The 17,944-nt window shown below is 67.1% G+C and carries 14 protein-coding genes and 1 pseudogene; 8 read left to right on the top strand and 7 right to left on the bottom strand.

Going from position 1 to position 17,944, the window contains the following annotated elements; translation table 11 throughout:
• The first annotated feature begins 91 nt into the window (after positions 1-91).
• Complete coding sequence (locus CSW63_RS15130) at positions 92-646, top strand: helix-turn-helix domain-containing protein (protein WP_062093567.1); 555 nt, start codon at positions 92-94, stop codon at positions 644-646.
• On the opposite strand, the gene CSW63_RS15125 is transcribed toward CSW63_RS15130, so the two are convergent.
• The 7 genes from CSW63_RS15125 to CSW63_RS15095 form a co-directional block, all read right to left on the bottom strand.
• Positions 643-1,377, bottom strand: a complete 735-nt coding sequence (locus CSW63_RS15125) for a YoaK family protein (RefSeq protein WP_231737268.1) — start codon at positions 1,375-1,377, stop codon at positions 643-645. The two genes, CSW63_RS15130 and CSW63_RS15125, sit on opposite strands and share 4 nt — an antisense overlap.
• Positions 1,374-1,790, bottom strand: a complete 417-nt coding sequence (locus tag CSW63_RS15120) for a DoxX family protein (RefSeq protein WP_062093569.1) — start codon at positions 1,788-1,790, stop codon at positions 1,374-1,376. Before CSW63_RS15120 ends, CSW63_RS15125 begins: the two co-directional genes overlap by 4 nt.
• Position 1,791: 1 nt before the next feature.
• Entirely contained in the window at positions 1,792-3,651 is a 1,860-nt protein-coding gene (locus CSW63_RS15115; protein WP_210408491.1) for an amidohydrolase, read from the bottom strand.
• Positions 3,652-3,737: 86 nt separating this feature from the next.
• Positions 3,738-3,995: a DUF1427 family protein gene (locus tag CSW63_RS15110; RefSeq protein ID WP_062100008.1), complete on the bottom strand. Its 258-nt coding sequence runs from the start codon at positions 3,993-3,995 to the stop codon at positions 3,738-3,740.
• Positions 3,996-4,046: 51 nt separating this feature from the next.
• Complete coding sequence (locus CSW63_RS15105) at positions 4,047-4,703, bottom strand: hydrolase (protein WP_062100009.1); 657 nt, start codon at positions 4,701-4,703, stop codon at positions 4,047-4,049.
• Between the two features lie 311 nt (positions 4,704-5,014).
• The gene (locus tag CSW63_RS15100; RefSeq protein ID WP_246842059.1) at positions 5,015-5,851 is read right to left on the bottom strand and encodes an alpha/beta fold hydrolase; all 837 of its coding nucleotides are present in this window, start codon (positions 5,849-5,851) and stop codon (positions 5,015-5,017) included.
• A gap of 481 nt (positions 5,852-6,332) precedes the next feature.
• Positions 6,333-7,850: a methyl-accepting chemotaxis protein gene (locus tag CSW63_RS15095; RefSeq protein WP_062097783.1), complete on the bottom strand. Its 1,518-nt coding sequence runs from the start codon at positions 7,848-7,850 to the stop codon at positions 6,333-6,335.
• A 445-nt stretch (positions 7,851-8,295) separates the two neighbouring features.
• On the opposite strand from CSW63_RS15095, the gene CSW63_RS15090 reads away from it, so the two are divergent.
• The 7 genes and pseudogenes from CSW63_RS15090 to CSW63_RS15065 all read left to right on the top strand — a co-directional run bounded on the left by CSW63_RS15090 (position 8,296) and on the right by CSW63_RS15065 (position 17,922).
• Positions 8,296-9,342, top strand: coding sequence for a LacI family DNA-binding transcriptional regulator (locus tag CSW63_RS15090; RefSeq protein ID WP_062097780.1), 1,047 nt, complete (start codon positions 8,296-8,298; stop codon positions 9,340-9,342).
• 350 nt (positions 9,343-9,692) lie between these two features.
• Positions 9,693-11,882, top strand: a complete 2,190-nt coding sequence (locus tag CSW63_RS15085; protein ID WP_062097778.1) for a TonB-dependent receptor — start codon at positions 9,693-9,695, stop codon at positions 11,880-11,882.
• Positions 11,883-11,952: 70 nt separating this feature from the next.
• On the top strand, positions 11,953-13,920 hold the full coding sequence (locus CSW63_RS15080; RefSeq protein ID WP_099503971.1) for a glycoside hydrolase family 3 protein: 1,968 nt from the start codon (positions 11,953-11,955) through the stop codon (positions 13,918-13,920).
• 11 nt (positions 13,921-13,931) lie between these two features.
• Entirely contained in the window at positions 13,932-16,130 is a 2,199-nt protein-coding gene (locus CSW63_RS15075) for a beta-glucosidase (RefSeq protein ID WP_062097777.1), read from the top strand.
• A 12-nt stretch (positions 16,131-16,142) separates the two neighbouring features.
• Positions 16,143-17,143, top strand: a pseudogene (locus CSW63_RS23830) (carboxylesterase/lipase family protein); the annotation flags it as partial.
• Between the two features lie 12 nt (positions 17,144-17,155).
• Positions 17,156-17,713, top strand: a complete 558-nt coding sequence (locus tag CSW63_RS24170; RefSeq protein ID WP_371415251.1) for a carboxylesterase family protein — start codon at positions 17,156-17,158, stop codon at positions 17,711-17,713.
• Complete coding sequence (locus CSW63_RS15065; RefSeq protein WP_062097775.1) at positions 17,710-17,922, top strand: hypothetical protein; 213 nt, start codon at positions 17,710-17,712, stop codon at positions 17,920-17,922. Before CSW63_RS24170 ends, CSW63_RS15065 begins: the two co-directional genes overlap by 4 nt.
• Positions 17,923-17,944 lie beyond the last annotated feature (22 nt).

Raw genomic sequence — 17,944 nt, 5'->3', positions numbered from 1 at the left:
AGTTGATAGACGACCAAACCCTGGTTCGATGGCGAAGCCGGGCGGCAGCGCTTCAGTCTGGCTTCAGGAGCAAACCTGGAGTCGCCCCGACATGATGCTCAACCCCGTCGAAACCTCATTGGAGGACTTGGGTCCGCTGGCCTTGCGCCTCCTAGCGGAGATGGACAGCACGCTGGACCGCGATGCGGCCGCCCGGCGGAGCTTGTCCCAGCTGCAGGCCCTGTTGCGGGCGCTGCCGGCTTGGCCTGATCCGGTCGACGCGCGGCGCTCAGATCCCAGCCCGGCTTTGTCGGCGACGCGGGGCGTCCTGGCGCCCTGGCAGCTGCGCCGGGTGTCGGAGTTCGTGGACGCCAATCTGGATCAGCGGCTTCTCGTGGAGGACCTCGCGAGCCGAATCCGGCTGAGCGCCAGCCACTTCTGCCGCGCCTTCAAGGCGACCACAGGGGAGACCCCCCACGCCTATGTCATGCGTCGCCGTCTGGAGCGGGCGCAGACCCTGATCTTGCAAACTAGCGACAGCCTTTGCCAGATCGCCGACGCTTGCGGCCTGTCGGATCAGGCCCACCTGACCCGACTCTTCCGCCGACACTTGGGGACAACGCCGTTCCAATGGCGCCGCCAGGGGCGGGCGATGGCGGGAGCTTAGCGTTGCGGGCTCGACCGCTGACGGCCTCCCGCGCGGCGCGCCGCGATGGCGTGAGCCACAGCCAGGGCGGTGACGAGGGCGGCGGCCAGGCTCAGGCTCCACGCGCCGGCCAGTACGACCCCGGCCGCTCCGGCGGCGGCCCCGGCCGCGAAGGCGAGAATGGGCGGCCATGTCTTGAGGAGGCGTGCGCGCAAGGCCTCGTCCACGCCGCGATTGGCCACGATGTCCACGATATCGATCGCGATCTGGGTGACATTGCCGGTCATCATGGTGGTGGGGGCCAGGCGCGCGAAGACCACCCGCGCCCCGACATTCTGCACGGCCATGGCGGCCACGCCGACGAAAGCGGCGGCCATGACCTCCGGCCGGTCCCCACCGACGGTGGGCGCCGCCTTTAAAGTCAGCAGCATGAACGCCAGCAGCAGAACCGCCTGCACCACTAAAACCACGGCTTCGCAGGGCAGGCCTCGCGCCTTGCGTGATTTGACGAGCGCGTAGGCCGCAGCCGCGGCGCTCACGAAGACCGGCAGGGCCAAAAGCTTGGTCGCCAGCCCTTCGCCGTTCCCGGCAAGGGCCACGCCCAGCATGACGAGGTTGCCGGTGGCGTGGGCGACGAACAGCCCGAACAGCAGAACAAAGCCGATCACGTCGACATAGCCGCCGACGAACGCCATGCCTACGCCGGTGACCCCTGCCAGCGGGGCGGACTCCGGGGGCGACGGGGCGGTCACGCCGTGCGCTCCGTCTCGGCCAGGGCGGCCGCGACCATGAAGCCGCCGATCAAGCCCAGATGTTCCAGGAAGGTGTTCAGCGCGTGGAACCGCGCCGCCGGCTCGGCGATCATCCAGTAGGGGTGGGCGATCAGGGTGGCCAGGGCGGTGAAGACGCCGAGCGCGCCCGCCGCCAGCCAGCTCCAGCGGCCGACGATCAGCAGCGCGGAGCCTCCCAACTGAACCGCGATGACGAGGGCGACGAAGACTGCGGAGGGTTCCAGTCCGAAGCCGGCCGCCTCCGCCCGCGCGACCTTGAAGTCCGCCAACTTCGTCAGTCCGCTCCACCAATAGGGCAGGGTCAGCAGGGCGCTGGCGAAGGTCTTGAAGGCGGCGGAACGCAGCAGTTTGGCGATCGCGCCGGGCGTCTCCATGTCAAACCGCCCAGCAGCCGCAGCCCATGGCGCCCCAGAAGGACCGGGCGTCGGACGTTGGCGCTTCTTGCACATAGGCCGAAGCGTGGTTGTGGCCATGGACGTTGCAGCTGTTGGCGCAGCCACAGGCGCTGGACAGGGCTCGGGCGTGGCCGCGCGCGCGGTCCTGATAGCCGCCGAAGGTCCGCACGGGCGACCAGTCAGGCATGGGCGGCGGCAGGACGGGCGCGAGCTTGCCATAGTCGCCTTCGCCGTGGACCACCTTGCCGCCCAGCAGGGTCAGCACCGAAGACAGGTGTGGGATCTCGTCCTCGGGAACGGTCAGATAGTCGTCGCTGAGCACGGCCAGGTCGGCCAGTTGACCGACGGCGATCTGACCCTTCTTGCCTTCTTCGTTCGAGAACCAGGTGTTGGCGGTGGTCCACAGGCGCAGGGCTTCCTCGCGGTCGACGCGGTTGGCCGGCGGATAGAGCCGCGTGCCGCCGACCGTCTTGCCGGTCACCAGCCAGTTCAGGGAGACCCAGGGGTTGTAGCTGGCCACGCGGGTCGCATCCGTGCCGGCGCCCACGGGCACTCCGGCCTTCAGCATCTTGCCGATCGGGGGCGTGGCCTCGGCGGCCTTGGCCCCGTAGCGCTCCATGAAATATTCGCCCTGGAAGGCCATCCGGTGCTGGACGGCGATGCCGCCGCCCAGGGCCGCGATCCGGTCGATGTTCCGTTCACTGATCGTCTCGGCGTGGTCGAAGAACCAGTGCAGGCCGTCGAACGGCATGTCGCGGTTGACCTTCTCGTAGACGTCCAGCGCCCGCGTGATGGTCTCGTCATAGGTGGCGTGCAGCCGCCAGGGCCAGCGGTTCTCCACGAGGTGACGGATCACCGGCTCCAGGTCGCTCTCCATGTTGGCCGGCATCTCGGGACGCTCGACCCGGAAATCCTCGAAGTCGGCGGCGCTGTAGACCAGCATCTCGCCCGCGCCGTTGTGGCGATAGCTGTCGTCGCCCTGGCCGGGCTTGACCTGCTTGGACCAGCTCTGGAAGTCCGACAGCTCGGCCTTCGGCTTCTGGGTGAACAGGTTGTAGCTGATGCGCAGGGTCAGTTCGTCGTCGGCGTGCAGCTTCTCGATGATCGCGTAGTCGTCCGGATAATTCTGGAAGCCGCCGCCGGCGTCGATCACGCCGGTGACGCCCAGGCGGTTCATCTCGCGCATGAAGTGGCGCGTGGAGTTCAGCTGGTACTCGGGCGGGAGCTTGGGACCCTTGGCCAGGGTGGCGTAGAGGATCGTCGCGTTCGGCTGGGCCAGCAGCAGGCCCGTGGGCTCGCCCGAGGCGTCGCGCTGGATCTCGTCACCGGGCGGATTGGGCGTGTCCTTGGTGTAGCCGACGGCGCGCAGGGCGGCGCGGTTGAGCAGGGCGCGGTCGTAGAGATGCAGGATGAAGACCGGCGTCTCGGGCGCGGCGGCGTTGATCTCGTCCAGGGTCGGCAGGCGCTTTTCGGCGAACTGGTGCTCGGTGAAGCCGCCGACGACCCGAACCCACTGCGGCGGCGGGGTGTGGGCGGCCTGCTTCTTGAGCATGGCCATGGCGTCGGCCAGGGTCGGCACGCCGTCCCACCGCAGCTCCATGTTGTAGTTCAGCCCGCCGCGGATGATGTGCATGTGGCTGTCGATCAGGCCGGGGATCACCCGACGTCCCTTCAAGTCGATCACCCTAGGGTTCGAGCCAGCGGCGGCGCGCACGTCGCGTTCTTCGCCGACGGCGGCAAATTTGCCGTCGCGGATCAGGGCCGCGTCGGCGCGGGGGTTGCTGCGGTCGAGGGTCGTGAACTTGCCGTTCACGAGCAGCAGATCGGCTTGAGCGGACATGGGGCCGGGCCTCCGGGGATCAGCGAGAAGGGGATTAGCAAGGAGCGCTGCGCCCAAGGCCAGCGCCTCACGGCGACTGAGCGGCGTCATGCCTGGTCTTCAGGCGTCTTGGTCACCGCATGGGGGCCCAGCACCTGACCGGCGCATTCGGGCGTCTTGAGGTAGGCGCTCACCGGCGCTTTGGTCAGCAGGCGCTTGGCGATCGGCACGGCCTGCTCGCCCAACAGCATGCCCAGAAGGCCCAGCAGCGCGATCGCCGGCGGCGCGGGCGAGCGCACGTTCATCAGGGCGTAGATCACGCCCACCAGCAGGCCGGCGCCGATCGACAGCAGATAGGGTTTCATGACGACTTCCCGGGAAAGTGGGCGAGGCGCCAGCGCCTCGCCCGGTGTGGGTCAGTGGCCTTCCGAGGCGCCGAACATCGTCTTGGCGTAGGTGATGCCCAGGCCGTAGGCGCCGCCGAACTGCTTGGCCACGCCGGTGGTGAGCTCATAGGTCTCGCCGCGCGCCCAATCGCGCTGCAGCTCCAGCAGATATTGCAGCGAGGTCATGGGCTGGGCGCCGGCCTGGACCATGCGGGTCACCGCGCGCTCGTGCGCCTCGGTGGAGACGTCGCCGCAGGCGTCGGTGATCACGAACACCTCGAACCCCTGGTCGAGCGCCGACAGCGCCGGGCCGACAATGCAGACGCTGGTCCAAAGGCCGGCCAGCACGATACGCGACTTGCCGATGGCGTTGACCTCGTCGATCACGGCCTGGTCTTCCCAGGTGTTCATGGAGGTGCGGTCCAGAAGCGCCTTGCCGGGGAAGGGGGCGGTGACTTCCGAGAACATCGGACCCGAGAAGCTCTTCTCGGCGACCGTCGTCAGGATGGTCGAGGCGCCGAAACCAGCGGCAGCGCTGGCGACCAGAGCAGCGTTGGTTCGCAGCAGGCTGGCGTCGATGGACTTGGTCGCGAAAGCCATCTGCGACTGAAAGTCGATCATGATCAGGGTGTGGTCGTTCGGCGTCAGGAGGCGCGCGCCCGGAGCGGCCTTGGCTTGAAGCGTCATGAGCTTGGTCCTTGTCGGTCAGCGAACCGTGCTTGGGTCGCCGTGTTTGATGTCTGATGGCGGCACTGTGCCGGGCTCGTTGCGGTACATAAATGGAAATGAATGAAATTCATTGTTTCCATATTTACTACTATCTTGAGGCCTTTGGTCGCCTGGCGTCGTCAGGACCTCCAGGCGACCGAACACGACCCCTTCGGGTGTTCGCACGGTAACCAGACCCAGAGGACGCCAGGCGCCGCCGCCACACGTGGAAGCCGGGTGAGGCGGCTTGGCTTGCCTTGCTTGGCGCATGGCGGCGGTTCCTTGGCTGGCTAGGCCTTGAAGAAGGCCAGGAGGTCCTTGTTGATGATCTCCGGATGGGTGGTGGCCATGCCGTGGGGCAGGCCCGGATAGGTCTTCAGCACGCCCTTCTTGACTAGCTTGATGGCCAGGTGGGCGCTGTCGGCGATCGGGACGATCTGATCGTCCTCGCCGTGCATGATCAGGACCGGGATATCGACCGTCTTGAGATCGTCGGTGAAGTCGGTTTCCGAGAAGGCCTTGATACAGTCGTAGTGGGCCTTGGCCCCGCCCATCATCCCCTGGCGCCACCAGTTGTCGATCTGGCCCTGGCTGACCTTGGCGCCCGGACGGTTGAAGCCGAAGAACGGGCCCTCGGGGATGTCGCGGAAGAACTGAGCGCGGTTGGCCAGCAGAGCCGCGCGGAAGCCGTCAAAGACTTCCATCGGCAGGCCGCCGGGATTGGCCGGGGTCTTCAGCATGATCGGCGGCACCGCGCCGACCAGCACGACCTTGGCCACGCGGCCGGGCTTGGCGCGGGCGGCATAATGGATGGCCTCGCCGCCGCCGGTCGAATGGCCGACGTGGAAGGCGTTTTTCAGGTCCAGATGGTCGGTCAGGGCGATGACGTCGGCGGCGTAGGTGTCCATCTCGTTGCCGCTGTCGGTCTGGGTCGAGCGACCGTGGCCGCGACGGTCATGGGCGATGACGCGATAGCCCTTCAGCAGGAAGAACATCATCTGCGCGTCCCAGTCGTCCGACGACAGGGGCCAGCCGTGGTGGAACACGATCGGCTGGGCGCTCTTGGGACCCCAGTCCTTGTAGAAGATTTGGACGCCGTCCTTGGTGGTGACGAAACCGCTGCTCATGGTGAAGGATCCTTTGTGGGCTTGGGAATGCGCGGCCTGGGCCGAGGCGGGAAGGGCGGGGAGGAGCGACGGCGCGGCGCTGATCGCCGCCAGGCTGAGGCCCGTGGCGAGAACGCCGCGACGCGAGGCGTGGGCTTGTCTGGATTGGTTTTGGCTCATCGAAATCCCTCCAAGGTCGCCGGACGCTGTCTCGTGCGACGGGGAGGGAGATGGACCTTTCGGCGCGCCAGGGTCTTGGCGCGTCCTGGGGTCGATTGAACAATCGCGCGCAGATCGGACGCGTTGAGCCGGTCGGGGGGGGGGAGGTGCGGTCAGGTCGCCGGTATCAGCAGGCGTCGGCGCAAAAGTCCGGCACGGACCGGAGCGACCCACCCGTCGTTCACATTGCCCGATCCCTGACGCCACCGGAGCGGGGCGTCTTGAGCTGGTGCGGAACACAGGTGGGCCCTCCAGGGCGCAAGGCGCCCCCGTAGGGGGTAGGCTAGCTGGCGTTTGCGGCGGGTCTTGCGAAGGCGACCAGGCGCGCGCGGGCGTCGGTGGCGCCGCTCTGGCCATAGGCGGCGGCCGGCGCAGCGGTGGATCGTCCGGCTGCCTTGCCGCCGGTCTCAAAGCGGGCCACCAGCGTCTCGAGTTCGGCGGCTTCCGATCTCAGGCTCGATGCGGCGGCCGTGGCCTCCTCGACCATGGCCGCGTTTTGCTGGGTCACCTGGTCCATCTGGTTCACGGCCGTGTTGACCTGGTTCAGCCCCGTCGCCTGCTCTTGCGAGGACTGGGCGATCTCGGAGACGAGGCCGTCGATGCCGGTGATCTTGCTGACGATGCCGCCCAAGGCTCGCCCGGTGTCGCCGACCAGTTGGACGCCGCGCTCGACCTGGGCGGTGCTGCTGGCGATCAGGCCCTTGATCTCCTTGGCCGCGTCGGCCGAACGCTGCGCGAGGGCGCGAACCTCCTGCGCTACGACCGCGAAGCCGCGTCCCGCCTCGCCCGCGCGCGCCGCCTCGACGCCGGCGTTCAGAGCCAGAAGGTTGGTCTGGAAGGCGATCTCGTCGATCACGCCGATGATGTTGGTGATCTGCTTGGAGCTTTGCTCGATCTCGCCCATGGCGCGCACGGCGTCTTCCATCACCTGGCCCGATTTTGTGGCGTCGAGACGCGCGCTGGAAGCGGCCTCCGAAGCGCGCCGCGCGCCCTCTGCGCTGCGCTTGACCGTCGCGGTGATCTCGTCGAGCGCCGCAGCCGTCTCTTCGAGGCTTGCGGCCTGTTGTTCGGTCCGGCGGGACAGGTCGTCCGAAGCGGCGGCGATCTCGTCCGAGCCGGCGCGCAGCCCGCCCGTCGACGCCGAGATCGTGGTCATTGCGGCGCGCAGACTGTCGATGGCGGCGTTGAAATCGTCCTTGATCAGTTCATAGCGACCATTGAACGGCGCCACGATCCGCGCGGTCAGGTCGCCGCGCGCCAGGCGCTTGAGGCTGTCGGCGAGGGCGTCGACGACGGCGGCCTGCTCGTCGGCGATCGCCTTCCGCTCGGCTTCGATGATCGCGCGCTCTTCGTCCGCCTTCGCGTTTATCAGCTCGAAGAAGTAGTACATGACGACGCTGGCGTCGGAGAAAACCGACTGCATCAGGCTGAGCATCAGCTCATCCGAGTTCTTCTCGTTCCAGCCCTTCTCCTTGATCAGCCCGCACGCCAGGCCAGCGGCGTAGGCCGCGTAGGTCTTGCTGAGATAGGTCGCGTAATCGAGACTTTCGGCGATATTCCGGGTGATGACGGCCTGTTGTTCGAAGTACTCGCGCGGGAAGTGGCCTCGGGCGATGAATGCGAACTTCCTTTGTTCATTTTCCCAGACGTCCTGCGGCAGAGCCTTCAGGGAGGGATCGATCACGCGATAGGCGGCCAGAAGGGCGCTCTCCAGGTGTTTTCCTGCGCGCCGATGCACTACTTCGCCGCGTTCGCGGGCGCGATCGTCCCAAGTAACAATCTTCGTCTCAATGGCGGTCATGGATTGGATCCTCTTGAGCTTGGGCGGATCGACATGGGATCCGATTTAGGGATGATTTTTACGCATACTGTTTTCGTCCGATCTCGTTCGGCGTGCGAATTGACTTGCAATTCACGATTGAAGAATTAGAGCTTTCATTCCTTTTTAGTTGAATGCTTGAAGAGGTCTGTTTCTTACTCATTCCATCCCCGGCGGAATTGGTTATCCAGGTCTTAATATTGCAGGCGCCGGGCCGGCGTGTGTCTCGCCGGTGAGACAGGTGGCCGGAAGATCTTGATGAAGGCCGTCCTGGCGGACTTTCCCAGGCGCCGCCTTGCGGCCATGGGCGCGGGGTCTCGTGGAGGGGAGGCGGGGGCTTGAGCGCCCCTGGCTGGGCAGGATCTCAGCGATCCGCCGCCGTCTGAAATTCTCGCTTCGCCCGGTGGTTTTCGCTAGGTGTGGCCGCATGCAGCGCAATCCGCCGACCGGGAAGTTCACGATCGTCGACATCGCCCGAGCCGCTGGCGTGTCCATCAAGACCGTCTCTCGGGTCATCAATCAGGAAGAAGGCGTGGGCGCCGAGACCCGCGCGCGGGTCCTCAAGATCGTCGAGACCCTGGGCTATCGCCCGAACGTCTCGGCGCGATCGCTATCCAGTCATCGTAGCTACCTGATCGGGGTGATCTTCATGCGGGTCGGCGCCTATCACTATGTGGGCGAGGTCCAGGTGGGAGCGATGCGCGCGTGTCGACGCGCCGGCTACCATCTGGTGGTCGAGCAGGTGCTCCCGCCCGACGCCGTGGGCGGTGTTGAGGGTTTCGCCGAAGCCCTACGCGCCGCTCGCTTCGATGGGGTGGTGCTGACCCCGCCGACCTGCGACGATCCCGAGGTGCTGGCGGCCGTCGAGGCGGCGGGAATGCCCTATGTGCGCATCGCGCCGCACCGCGAGTTCGAGCGCTCGCCCTACGTCTTCATGGATGATTGTAAAGCGGCCCGGGAGCAGACGCTGCGCTTGTGGAACATGGGCCATCGCCGGATCGCCTTCATCGACGGCCCCGCGGATCACGGCTCGGCTTCGCGGCGCCGGCAGGGCTATATCGAGGCCTTGCGGGATCGCGGCGCCGAACCCCGCCCGGAGTGGATCGCCAAGGGCGAATTTCTGAGCCTGTCGGGGTTCAACGCCACCGAAGCCCTGTTGCGCCTCCCCGAACCGCCGACAGCGATCTTCGCGGCCAATGACGAGATGGCGGTTGGCGCCTTGGCCGCCGCCGCGAAGCACGGTCTATCGGTGCCGCGCGATCTTTCCGTGGTCGGCTTCGATGATACGCCTACAGCTGAAGCGGCTTGGCCTCCGCTGACGACGATCCATCAGCCGACCGCGGAAATGGCGGAGGCCGCCGTCGAGATGTTGATCGACGGATTCGGCGATGAGCGGCTACGGGCCAGCGTTCCGGCGCGCCAGCTCGACTATCGCCTTGTTCAAAGGAGCTCGGCCGCGCCGCCGCCAGCCTAGGTCGGATTGGCCGAGGATCGCTTTCAGCGTGATCAATTCTTGAGGGTGTGACGGGCAGGCGAACAAGGCTTCGCCACGGTCCGCGCTTTGGGGGCGAAATTCGTCCGAGCGCCCTCCATCGTCGACAGCGGTGTCAATAAATCGAACATAGACAACGTTGTCGTAACTGTGCTGTCTAATTACGACAACGTTGTCGTAAGCCTCTCTGGAAGAGACGACCGCGTCGGGAAAAGGCCTCGGAACAAGGGGCCGAAGGGAACGCAAACAGGCGCCGACGGCGCCGCTGGGTTCGTGGTGTGGCGACGTTCGCGTCGGCGCGCTCCGAGTCCAGGCAGGACAAAGGGAAAGAGATGCGTAGTCTCCTGTTCGCCTCGGCCGCTATGGCGGCCGTGATCGTTCACGCGCCTGGCGCGGCGGCTCAGGAAGCCGGTAACGTGAAGCTCGACGAAGTGGTCGTGACCGCTCAGCGCCGCAGTGAAAACCTTCAGAAAACCCCGCTCACCGTTTCGGCTGTCACGGGTGACAAGCTTGAGGCTCAAGGCATCAAGACGGTGGTCGACCTGTCGGCTCAGGTGCCGGCGCTGCAGATCAGCTCCAGCGGCTCGGGCGCGGCGGTGGTCTTCCTGCGTGGCATCGGCAGCACCAACACCACCGAGGTCGGCGATCCGGCGGTCGCCTATCATATGGACGGCATCTATATCGCCCGTTCCACCTCGGTAGGCGCGCTGTTCTACGACGTCGACCGGGTCGAGGTGCTGCGCGGTCCGCAGGGCACGCTGTACGGCCGCAACGCTACGGCGGGCGCCATCAACGTCATCACCAAGCAGCCCAAGTTCGACTACGAGGGGGCGGGCTCTGTCGACGTCGGCAACTACGGCGCGTTGACCACTTCGGGCATGGTCAATTTGCCGGTGAGTGACACCATCGCCGTCCGCGCGGCCTTCCAGACCTCCCGGCACGATGGTTACGTCAAGGCGCTGAACAAGGGGCCGGGCACCGGCGGCAATGACCGCTACGATCAGGACGACAAGTCCGCCCGCGTTCAAGTGCTGTGGAAGCCCAATGACAGCTTCTCGCTGAAGGCCGGGGCGGACTACCTCCACCAGGGCGGCGCGGGCGGCGGCGACAAGACCTACGGCACGGCCCTGGCCACCAACGACCCGTGGACCTGCAACTGCGCCACCAATCTCTACCGCAACAACAAATTCTTCGGCGCTCACGCCCAGGCCGATCTGGACCTGAATTTCGCGACGTTGACCTATCTGGCCGGCTACAACTTTTCGCGTCTGGACCGGAGCGGCGAGAACGCCAGCACCGGCGCGCCGAACTTCTTCAAGGGCAAGGACTACACCTGGTCGCACGAGCTGCGCCTGGGTGGCGACACCGGCAATCTGAAGTGGGTGGTGGGTCTCTATCGCTTCACGGAAGACAACAATGTCGACTTCCGCGTCTTCCTGGCGACGAACTCGTACCTGTCGTTCATCCAGCCGGAAGTGACTGCCAAGTCGCTGGCCGTCTTCGGACAAGGCACCTACGAGGTCACCGACCGGTTCCGCGTGACGGGCGGCCTGCGCTACACCGAGGATCGCAAGGCTCGCGACGGCGGCACCTTCCTGACCAATTCGGCCGGGGCGATCACCGCCACCGTCATCAAGAACCTGGCCGACGCCAAGTGGGACGCCACCAACTGGAAGCTGGGCGCCGATTTCGACCTGACCAGCACGTCGATGATCTACGCGAATGTGGCCACGGGCTATAAGGCCGGCGGCTACTATGACGGGGTCGCCAACAACGTCTATGCGCCCGAGAAGATCACCTCTTATGAGGCCGGGGTGAAAAACCGGTTCTTCGACAATCGGCTGCAGCTCAATGCGACCGGCTTCCTCTACGACTATCGTGACTTCCAGGTCACGGCGGTCGGCATCATCGCCGGCCAGCAAGCGTCGGTGACCCTGAACGCCGACAAGGCGCGGGTGTATGGCGTCGAGTTCGAGAGCAATCTGGTCATCACCGAGAACGATCGGATCGACGCGACCCTGGGCTGGCTGCACGCGCGCTACACCGACTTCGTGCTGCCTCTGGGGGACGCCTTCGCCAACAATGCGGCCAACGCGAATGTGGCCTCCTGTTTCAAGGCCAATTTCGCGGCCGCCGCGCCCCGGTCGACCGACTTCTCGGGATGTCGGATGGCGCGCACTCCCGATTGGACGCTCAATGTCGGCTACCAGCACACCTGGCAAATCGCCTCGGGCGCCAAGGTCGTCGGTCGCGTCCAGACGCACTACGAGAGCAGCAAGAACCTCGAGTACCACGGCTTCGCCCAGAACAAGCAGGGCAGCTTCACCAAGACCGATCTCAGCCTGACCTACACCAGCGCCGACGACCGGTGGAACCTGCAGGGCTACGTCCGCAACCTTGAGGACGACGATGTGCGCACAGCCTCGTCGCCGAACTCGACGACGGGTTTGGCCACGAACGGCAACGGCGAGTTCTACGCCCCGCCGCGCACCTTCGGCCTGCGCCTCGGCGTCAACTTCTAACCTCCTGCCTCAGCCCTCGGCGTCTCCTGCGCGCCGAGGGCGCTTCTTTGTTTCGCGCTTGGAGTTCAACGTGCCGGCCTTTCGACGCCTCCTGATCTCGACCGCCATCCTGGCCGCCATGGGCTCGGCCGCCGTCGCCGCGCAACCGACCCTGGGCGTGCGAAACGGCAAGATCATCACGGTCGAGGGGCTGCGCTTCCGCGACCTCGATCGCGACGGCCGGCTCTCACCGTTCGAGGACTGGCGTCGGTCTTCCGAGCAGCGCGCCGACGATCTCGTCGCCCGCATGACGCTGGAGGAAAAGGCCGGCGAGATGATGCACGGCACCTTGCCCGCCCTGGGCGGCATGGTTCCGGGCCGCGGCAAGGGCTACGACCTGGACAAGCTCAAGCCCCTGATCCTCGACCGTCAGGTCACCACCTTCATCACGCGCCTTTCCGGCGATCCGGCCTGGCTGGCCGAGCAGAACAACGCGGTCCAGGCGATCGCCGAGCAGGGGCGGCTCGGCGTGCCGGTCACGATCAGCACCGATCCGCGCCACCACTTCCAGTTCGTCGACGGCGCCAGCGTCGCCGCCGGCGGTTTCTCGCAATGGCCCGAGGCGACGGGCCTCGCGGCGATCGGCGACGACAGGCTCGTGCGCCGCTTCGGCGACATCGCGCGCCAGGAATACCGCGCCGTCGGCATCCACCAGGCGCTGTCGCCGATGGCCGACCTCGCCACCGAGCCCCGCTGGTCGCGCATCAGCGGCACGTTCGGCGAGGATCCGGATCTGGCCGGGCGCATGGTCAAGGCCTACATCCAGGGCTTCCAGGGCGACGAGACGAGCCTCGCGCCGGACGGTGTCTCGGCGGTGGTCAAGCATTGGGTCGGCTACGGCGCCTCGGCCAAGGGCTTCGACGGCCACAACAGCTATGGCCGCTATGCGGTGTTCCCGGCCGGACAGTTCGACCTGCACGTCAAACCGTTCGACCAGGCGTTTTCGGCCGGCGTCGTGGGCGTGATGCCCACCTATGCGATCCTCAAGGACCTGTCTCTCGACGGCCAACCGCTCGAGCAAGTCGGCGCCGGTTTCTCCAGGCAGCTGCTGACCGATCAATTACGGGGCAAGCACGGCTTCAAGGGGATCGTGGTTTCGGACTGGGCGATCACCAATGACTGCGCCGAGACCTGCCGCAACGGCTTCCCTGCCGGCCAGAAGCCGAGCTTCGCGGGCTTCTCCACCGCCTGGGGCGTCGAGGACCTGTCCAAGGTCGACCGCTACGCCAAGGGCGTGAACGCCGGTCTCGATCAGTTCGGCGGCGTCGAGGACACGGCCGAGCTGGTGGCGGCGGTCAAGGCGGGCAAGATCCCGGTGGCGCGCATCGACGACGCCGCGCGCCGCATTTTGAAGATCAAGTTCGATCAAGGGCTGTTCGAGAACCCCTTTGTCGACGCCAAACAGGCGAGCGCTATCGTCGGCTCCAAGGCTTTCGTGGCCGAGGGGCGCGCGGCGCAAAGCGCGGCCTTGACCCTGTTGGAGAACAAGAATGGCCTGTTGCCCCTGAAGCCGGGCGGCCGGAAGGTCTGGCTCAAGGGGGTGTCCGCCGACGCGGCGCGCGCCCATGGCTTGGTTCCGGTCGACGATCTGGCCCAGGCGGACCTGGCGATCGTGCGCACGTCCACCCCGTTTGAGACCCTCCACCCGAACTTCGTGTTCGGCGCCATGCAGCACGAGGGCGACCTGTCCTTCAAGGACGGGGCGGCGGACTACGAGGCGATCAAGACCGCCTCGGCCAAGGTCCCGACCATCGTCGCCGTCTATTTGGATCGGCCGGCGATCCTGACCAACGTACGGGACAAGGCCGCCGCGCTGCTCGGCGACTTCGGGGCCGGTGACGAGGCCTTCCTCGACGCCCTGACCGGCGCGGCGCCGCCACGCGGCAAGCTGCCGTTCGAGCTGCCGTCTTCCATGGCCGCCGTCGAGGCCCAGGCCGAGGACGCGCCGCATGACTCCAAGGCCCCCCTGTACCCGATCAATTTCGGCCTGACCTACTAAGGACGACCGCCATGAACCGCTCGCTGATCGCCGCCGCCAGCCTGGCCGTGCTCGCCATCGCCACGGCCGCCCAGGCCCAGGCGCCCGCCCGCCCGTGGATGAACGCCAAGCTGTCGCCGGACGAACGCGCCGCGCTGCTGGAAAGGGAAATGACGCTCGACGAGCGGATCGGGCTGCTGCACGGGCCGATGTCGATGCCGATCTTCGGCATCAAGAAGCCCGGGGGCGCCATCGGCTCGGCGGGTTACATCCCGGGCATCCCGCGTCTGGGCGTCCCCGCGATGAACGAGAGCGACGCTAGCCTGGGCGTGACCAATCCCCTCGGTGTCCGCCCGGGTGACGGGGCCACGGCCTTGCCGTCGGGTCTGTCACTGGCGGCGACCTTCAACACCAAGTTGGCCTATGACGGCGGCGCGGTGGTCGGCCGCGAGGCGCGGGCCAAGGGCTTCAACGTTCAGTTGGCCGGCGGCGTCAATCTGGCCCGCGACCCGCGCAACGGCCGCAACTTCGAGTATCTCGGCGAGGATCCCTGGTTGGCCGGCAACCTAGCCGGCGCGGCGATCAAGGGCGTTCAGGACCAAGGGATCGTCTCGACGGTCAAGCATTTCTCGCTGAACGGTCAAGAGACCAAGCGCCACTTCGCCAACTCGTTGATCGACGAGGCTGCTCACCGCGAAAGCGACCTGCTGGCCTTCCAGATCGCTATCGAGAAGGGCCAGCCGGGTTCGGTGATGTGCGCCTACAACCTGGTCAATGGCGACTACAGCTGCGGCAACGATCACCTGCTCAACAACGTGCTCAAGCGCGACTGGGGCTACAAGGGTTGGGTGATGTCGGACTGGGGCGCGGTCCACGCCACCGACTACATCGTCAAGGGCCTCGACCAGCAGTCGGGTGAGCAACTGGACGCCCAGATCTGGTTCGGCGCGCCCTTGAAGGCGGCCGTCGAGAAGGGCGAGGTTTCCGCCGCGCGGGTCTCGGACGCCACGCGGCGCATCCTGCGCTCAATGTTCGCCGCCGGCCTGTTCGACAAGCCGGTCGAGCCGGGCGGCGCGATCGACTACGAGGCCGGCGCCGCTGTCGCCCACGCCGCCGCGGCCGAAGGGATCGTGCTGCTCAAGAACCGCGACGGGCTTCTGCCGCTGGCCAAGACCGTCAAGACGATCGCCGTGATCGGCGGTCACGCCGACGCCGGGGTGCTGTCGGGCGGCGGATCGTCCCAGGTGGTCCCTCCGGGCGGCGCCAAGCGCGTCGTGCCGCTGGGGGGCGAGGGCATGATGGGCCCGTTCCGCAGCCAGTACTTCAACGGGTCCTCGCCGCTGGCGGCGCTGCGTAAGGCGCTGCCCGAGGCCAAGGTGACCTTCGATGACGGCCGCTATGTCGCTTCGGCCGTGGCTGCCGCCAAGGCCGCCGATGTCGTGGTGGTGTTCGGCAACCAATGGATGGGCGAGGGCGAGGACGCGGTCGACCTGTCGCTGCCCGACGGCCAGGACGCCCTGATCGCCGCCGTCACCGCCGCCAATCCGAACGCGATCGTGGTGCTGCAGACCGGTGGCCCAGTGTCGATGCCCTGGCTCGATCAGGCGGGCGCGGTGGTCGAGGCCTGGTACGCGGGTGCGAAGGGCGGCGAGGCCATCACCGACGTTCTGCTGGGCGTGGTCAATCCGTCAGGGCGCTTGCCGATGACCTTCCCGGCGTCGATTGACCAGTATCCGCGCGCCGAAATGCCGGGCCTCACAGTCCCGGAGAAGACCCGCTTCGACGTGGTCTATTCCGAGGGCGCGGATGTGGGCTATCGCCGTTTCGCCGCCACCGGCCAGAAGCCATTGTTCCCGTTCGGCTACGGCCTCTCCTACACCAAGTTCGCCTATTCTAACCTGAAGGTGACCGGCGGCGAGACCCTGACGGTCAGCTTCGACGTCGCCAATGTCGGTCAGCGGGCGGGCAAGGACGCACCGCAGGTCTATCTGACCGGCGCCGCCGGCAAGCCGCTGCAGCGCCTGATCGGCTTCGACAAGGTGTCCCTGGCGCCGGGGGAGACGCGTCGGGTCACGTTGAATGCCGATCTCCGCCTGCTGGCCAACTTCGACGCCAAGGCCAACCGCTGGAACTTGACCGGCGGCGACTACCAGGTCGCCGTGGGCGCCTCGGCGGCCGATCTGGCTCTCAAAGGCGCGGCCAAGGTCAAGGCGCGGACGCTGAAGCCGTAAGGGAGGATACCGATGATGATCCGTACGACCGCCGTTGCCGTCGCCGTCGCGCTCGCGATGCTCGGCGCCGGCCAGGCCCTGGCGGCCGATCCCACCGTGACCACGACCTTCGGTCCTGTCGTCGGTGAAGCCTCGTCCGGCGTAGCGGCCTTCAAGGGGGTCCCGTTCGCGGCGCCGCCCGTTGGTCCCTTGCGCTGGCGCGCGCCGCAGCGGCCTAAGGCCTGGGTGACCCCGCGCGACGCCAAGGCCTACGGCCCCGACTGCATGCAGAAGCCGTTCCCCGGCGACGCCGCGCCGCTGGGCGTGACCCCGTCCGAGGACTGCCTCTACGTCAATGTCTGGACTCCCGAGGCGGCGTTGAAGGGCAAGACCAAGCTGCCCGTCATGGTCTGGATCTACGGCGGCGGCTTCGTCAACGGTGGCAGTTCGCCGGCGGTCTATGCGGGCGACCGCTTCGCCCGCGACGGGGTGGTCCTGGTCAGCTTCAACTATCGTGTCGGGCGGTTCGGCTTCTTCGCGCACCCGGCCCTCACGGCGGCGAACGCCGACGGCGGGCTTCTGGGCAATTACGGACTGATGGACCAGATCGCGGCCCTGCATTGGGTGCGCGACACCATCGCCGCCTTCGGGGGGATCCCGACAACGTCACCATCTTCGGGGAGTCGGCGGGCGGGATGTCGGTGCACGCCCTGCTGACCGCGCCTCAGGCCAAGGGGCTGTTCCACAAGGCTATCATCCAGTCGGGCGGCGGCCGTCCGCGCCTGTTGCCGACCCTGCCGCTGGCCGCGCCTGCGGGCCAGCGTTCCGCCGAGGCGGCGGGGCTGGCTTTCGCGGCCAAGGCGGGGGTCTCTGGAACCGATGCGGTGGCGCTGGAAGCCCTTCGCGCCTTGCCGGCCGAGACGGTGGTCGACGGTCTCAACATGGCGACGTCGAACACCCCGACGTGGGGCGGCGGGCCGATGCTGGATGGCAAGCTCATGACTCGCGAGCCGTTGCAGGCCTACAAGGCCGGCGACTGGACGAAGATGCCGGTGATGGTCGGGGCGACCAGCGCCGACGGTTTCTTCTTCGGTGGAACCCGCGATCAGGTTTTCGCGCCGTTCGGGCCGCGCCGGGCCGAGGCCGAGGCGCTGTATGATCCCAAGGGCGATGGTGACATCAAGGTCTATGGCTGGGCCGCTGCGGGCGATCGGATGTTCATCGAACCCGCCCGCGCCGTGGCCCGAGTGATGTCAGGGCAGGGCGCGCCCGTCTATCAGTTCCGCTTCTCCTACGTGGCCGAGAGCATGAGGGGGCAGTGGTGGGGCGCGCCGCACGCCACCGAAATCCCGTTTGTGTTCGACACTGTCGACGCCCGCTATGGCGCGGCGCTGGCGCCGGCCGATGCGGCGGCGGCCAAGGCCGCCCATGCCTATTGGATCAGCTTCGCAAAGAACGGCGCGCCCGTCGCGCCGGGCCTGCCCGCATGGCCACGCTACGAGGCCGCTTCGGACCAGATGCTCGACTTCTCAGCGCAGGGGCCGGTGAGCAAGGCCGATCCGCTCAAGGCGCGCCTTGATCTGGTGGAGGCCACCGTTCCATGACGATGATCATCGTCGACCGGCATCAGGTGCGGCGCATCCAGGCGGCCCTACCGGCCATCACCAAGGCGCACCTGCAAGAAACGCTGGGCATCAGCGAGACCACTTGGGTTCGGCTGCGGGACGCCCGCCCCATCCGCCGCTCGACCTATGAGCGGCTGATGCGCCGGGTCGGCGACGCCGCGACGATGCCTAGCGCGCCGAGGTCTTGAGATCAGACGCGCCAGCCTCGTT

The organism is Caulobacter sp. FWC26, from assembly GCF_002742645.2.
Taxonomy (GTDB): Bacteria; Pseudomonadota; Alphaproteobacteria; order Caulobacterales; family Caulobacteraceae; genus Caulobacter.
The sequence above is the reverse complement of the archived record's forward strand: the minus strand, read 5'-3'. Positions and strand labels throughout refer to the sequence as shown.

What these genes read in the sequence shown, in the direction of transcription:
- CSW63_RS15075 (WP_062097777.1), top strand. Translation starts at nt 13,932, where the DNA reads ATGAACCGCTCGCTGATCGCCGCCGCCAGCCTGGCCGTGCTCGCCATC.
- CSW63_RS15065 (WP_062097775.1), top strand. Translation starts at nt 17,710, where the DNA reads ATGACGATGATCATCGTCGACCGGCATCAGGTGCGGCGCATCCAGGCG.
- CSW63_RS15130 (WP_062093567.1), top strand. Translation starts at nt 92, where the DNA reads ATGATGCTCAACCCCGTCGAAACCTCATTGGAGGACTTGGGTCCGCTG.
- CSW63_RS15115 (WP_210408491.1), bottom strand. Translation starts at nt 3,651, where the DNA reads ATGTCCGCTCAAGCCGATCTGCTGCTCGTGAACGGCAAGTTCACGACC.
- CSW63_RS15100 (WP_246842059.1), bottom strand. Translation starts at nt 5,851, where the DNA reads ATGAGCAGCGGTTTCGTCACCACCAAGGACGGCGTCCAAATCTTCTAC.
- CSW63_RS15095 (WP_062097783.1), bottom strand. Translation starts at nt 7,850, where the DNA reads ATGACCGCCATTGAGACGAAGATTGTTACTTGGGACGATCGCGCCCGC.
- CSW63_RS15120 (WP_062093569.1), bottom strand. Translation starts at nt 1,790, where the DNA reads ATGGAGACGCCCGGCGCGATCGCCAAACTGCTGCGTTCCGCCGCCTTC.
- CSW63_RS15110 (WP_062100008.1), bottom strand. Translation starts at nt 3,995, where the DNA reads ATGAAACCCTATCTGCTGTCGATCGGCGCCGGCCTGCTGGTGGGCGTG.
- CSW63_RS15105 (WP_062100009.1), bottom strand. Translation starts at nt 4,703, where the DNA reads ATGACGCTTCAAGCCAAGGCCGCTCCGGGCGCGCGCCTCCTGACGCCG.
- CSW63_RS15085 (WP_062097778.1), top strand. Translation starts at nt 9,693, where the DNA reads ATGCGTAGTCTCCTGTTCGCCTCGGCCGCTATGGCGGCCGTGATCGTT.
- CSW63_RS24170 (WP_371415251.1), top strand. Translation starts at nt 17,156, where the DNA reads ATGCCGGTGATGGTCGGGGCGACCAGCGCCGACGGTTTCTTCTTCGGT.
- CSW63_RS15090 (WP_062097780.1), top strand. Translation starts at nt 8,296, where the DNA reads ATGCAGCGCAATCCGCCGACCGGGAAGTTCACGATCGTCGACATCGCC.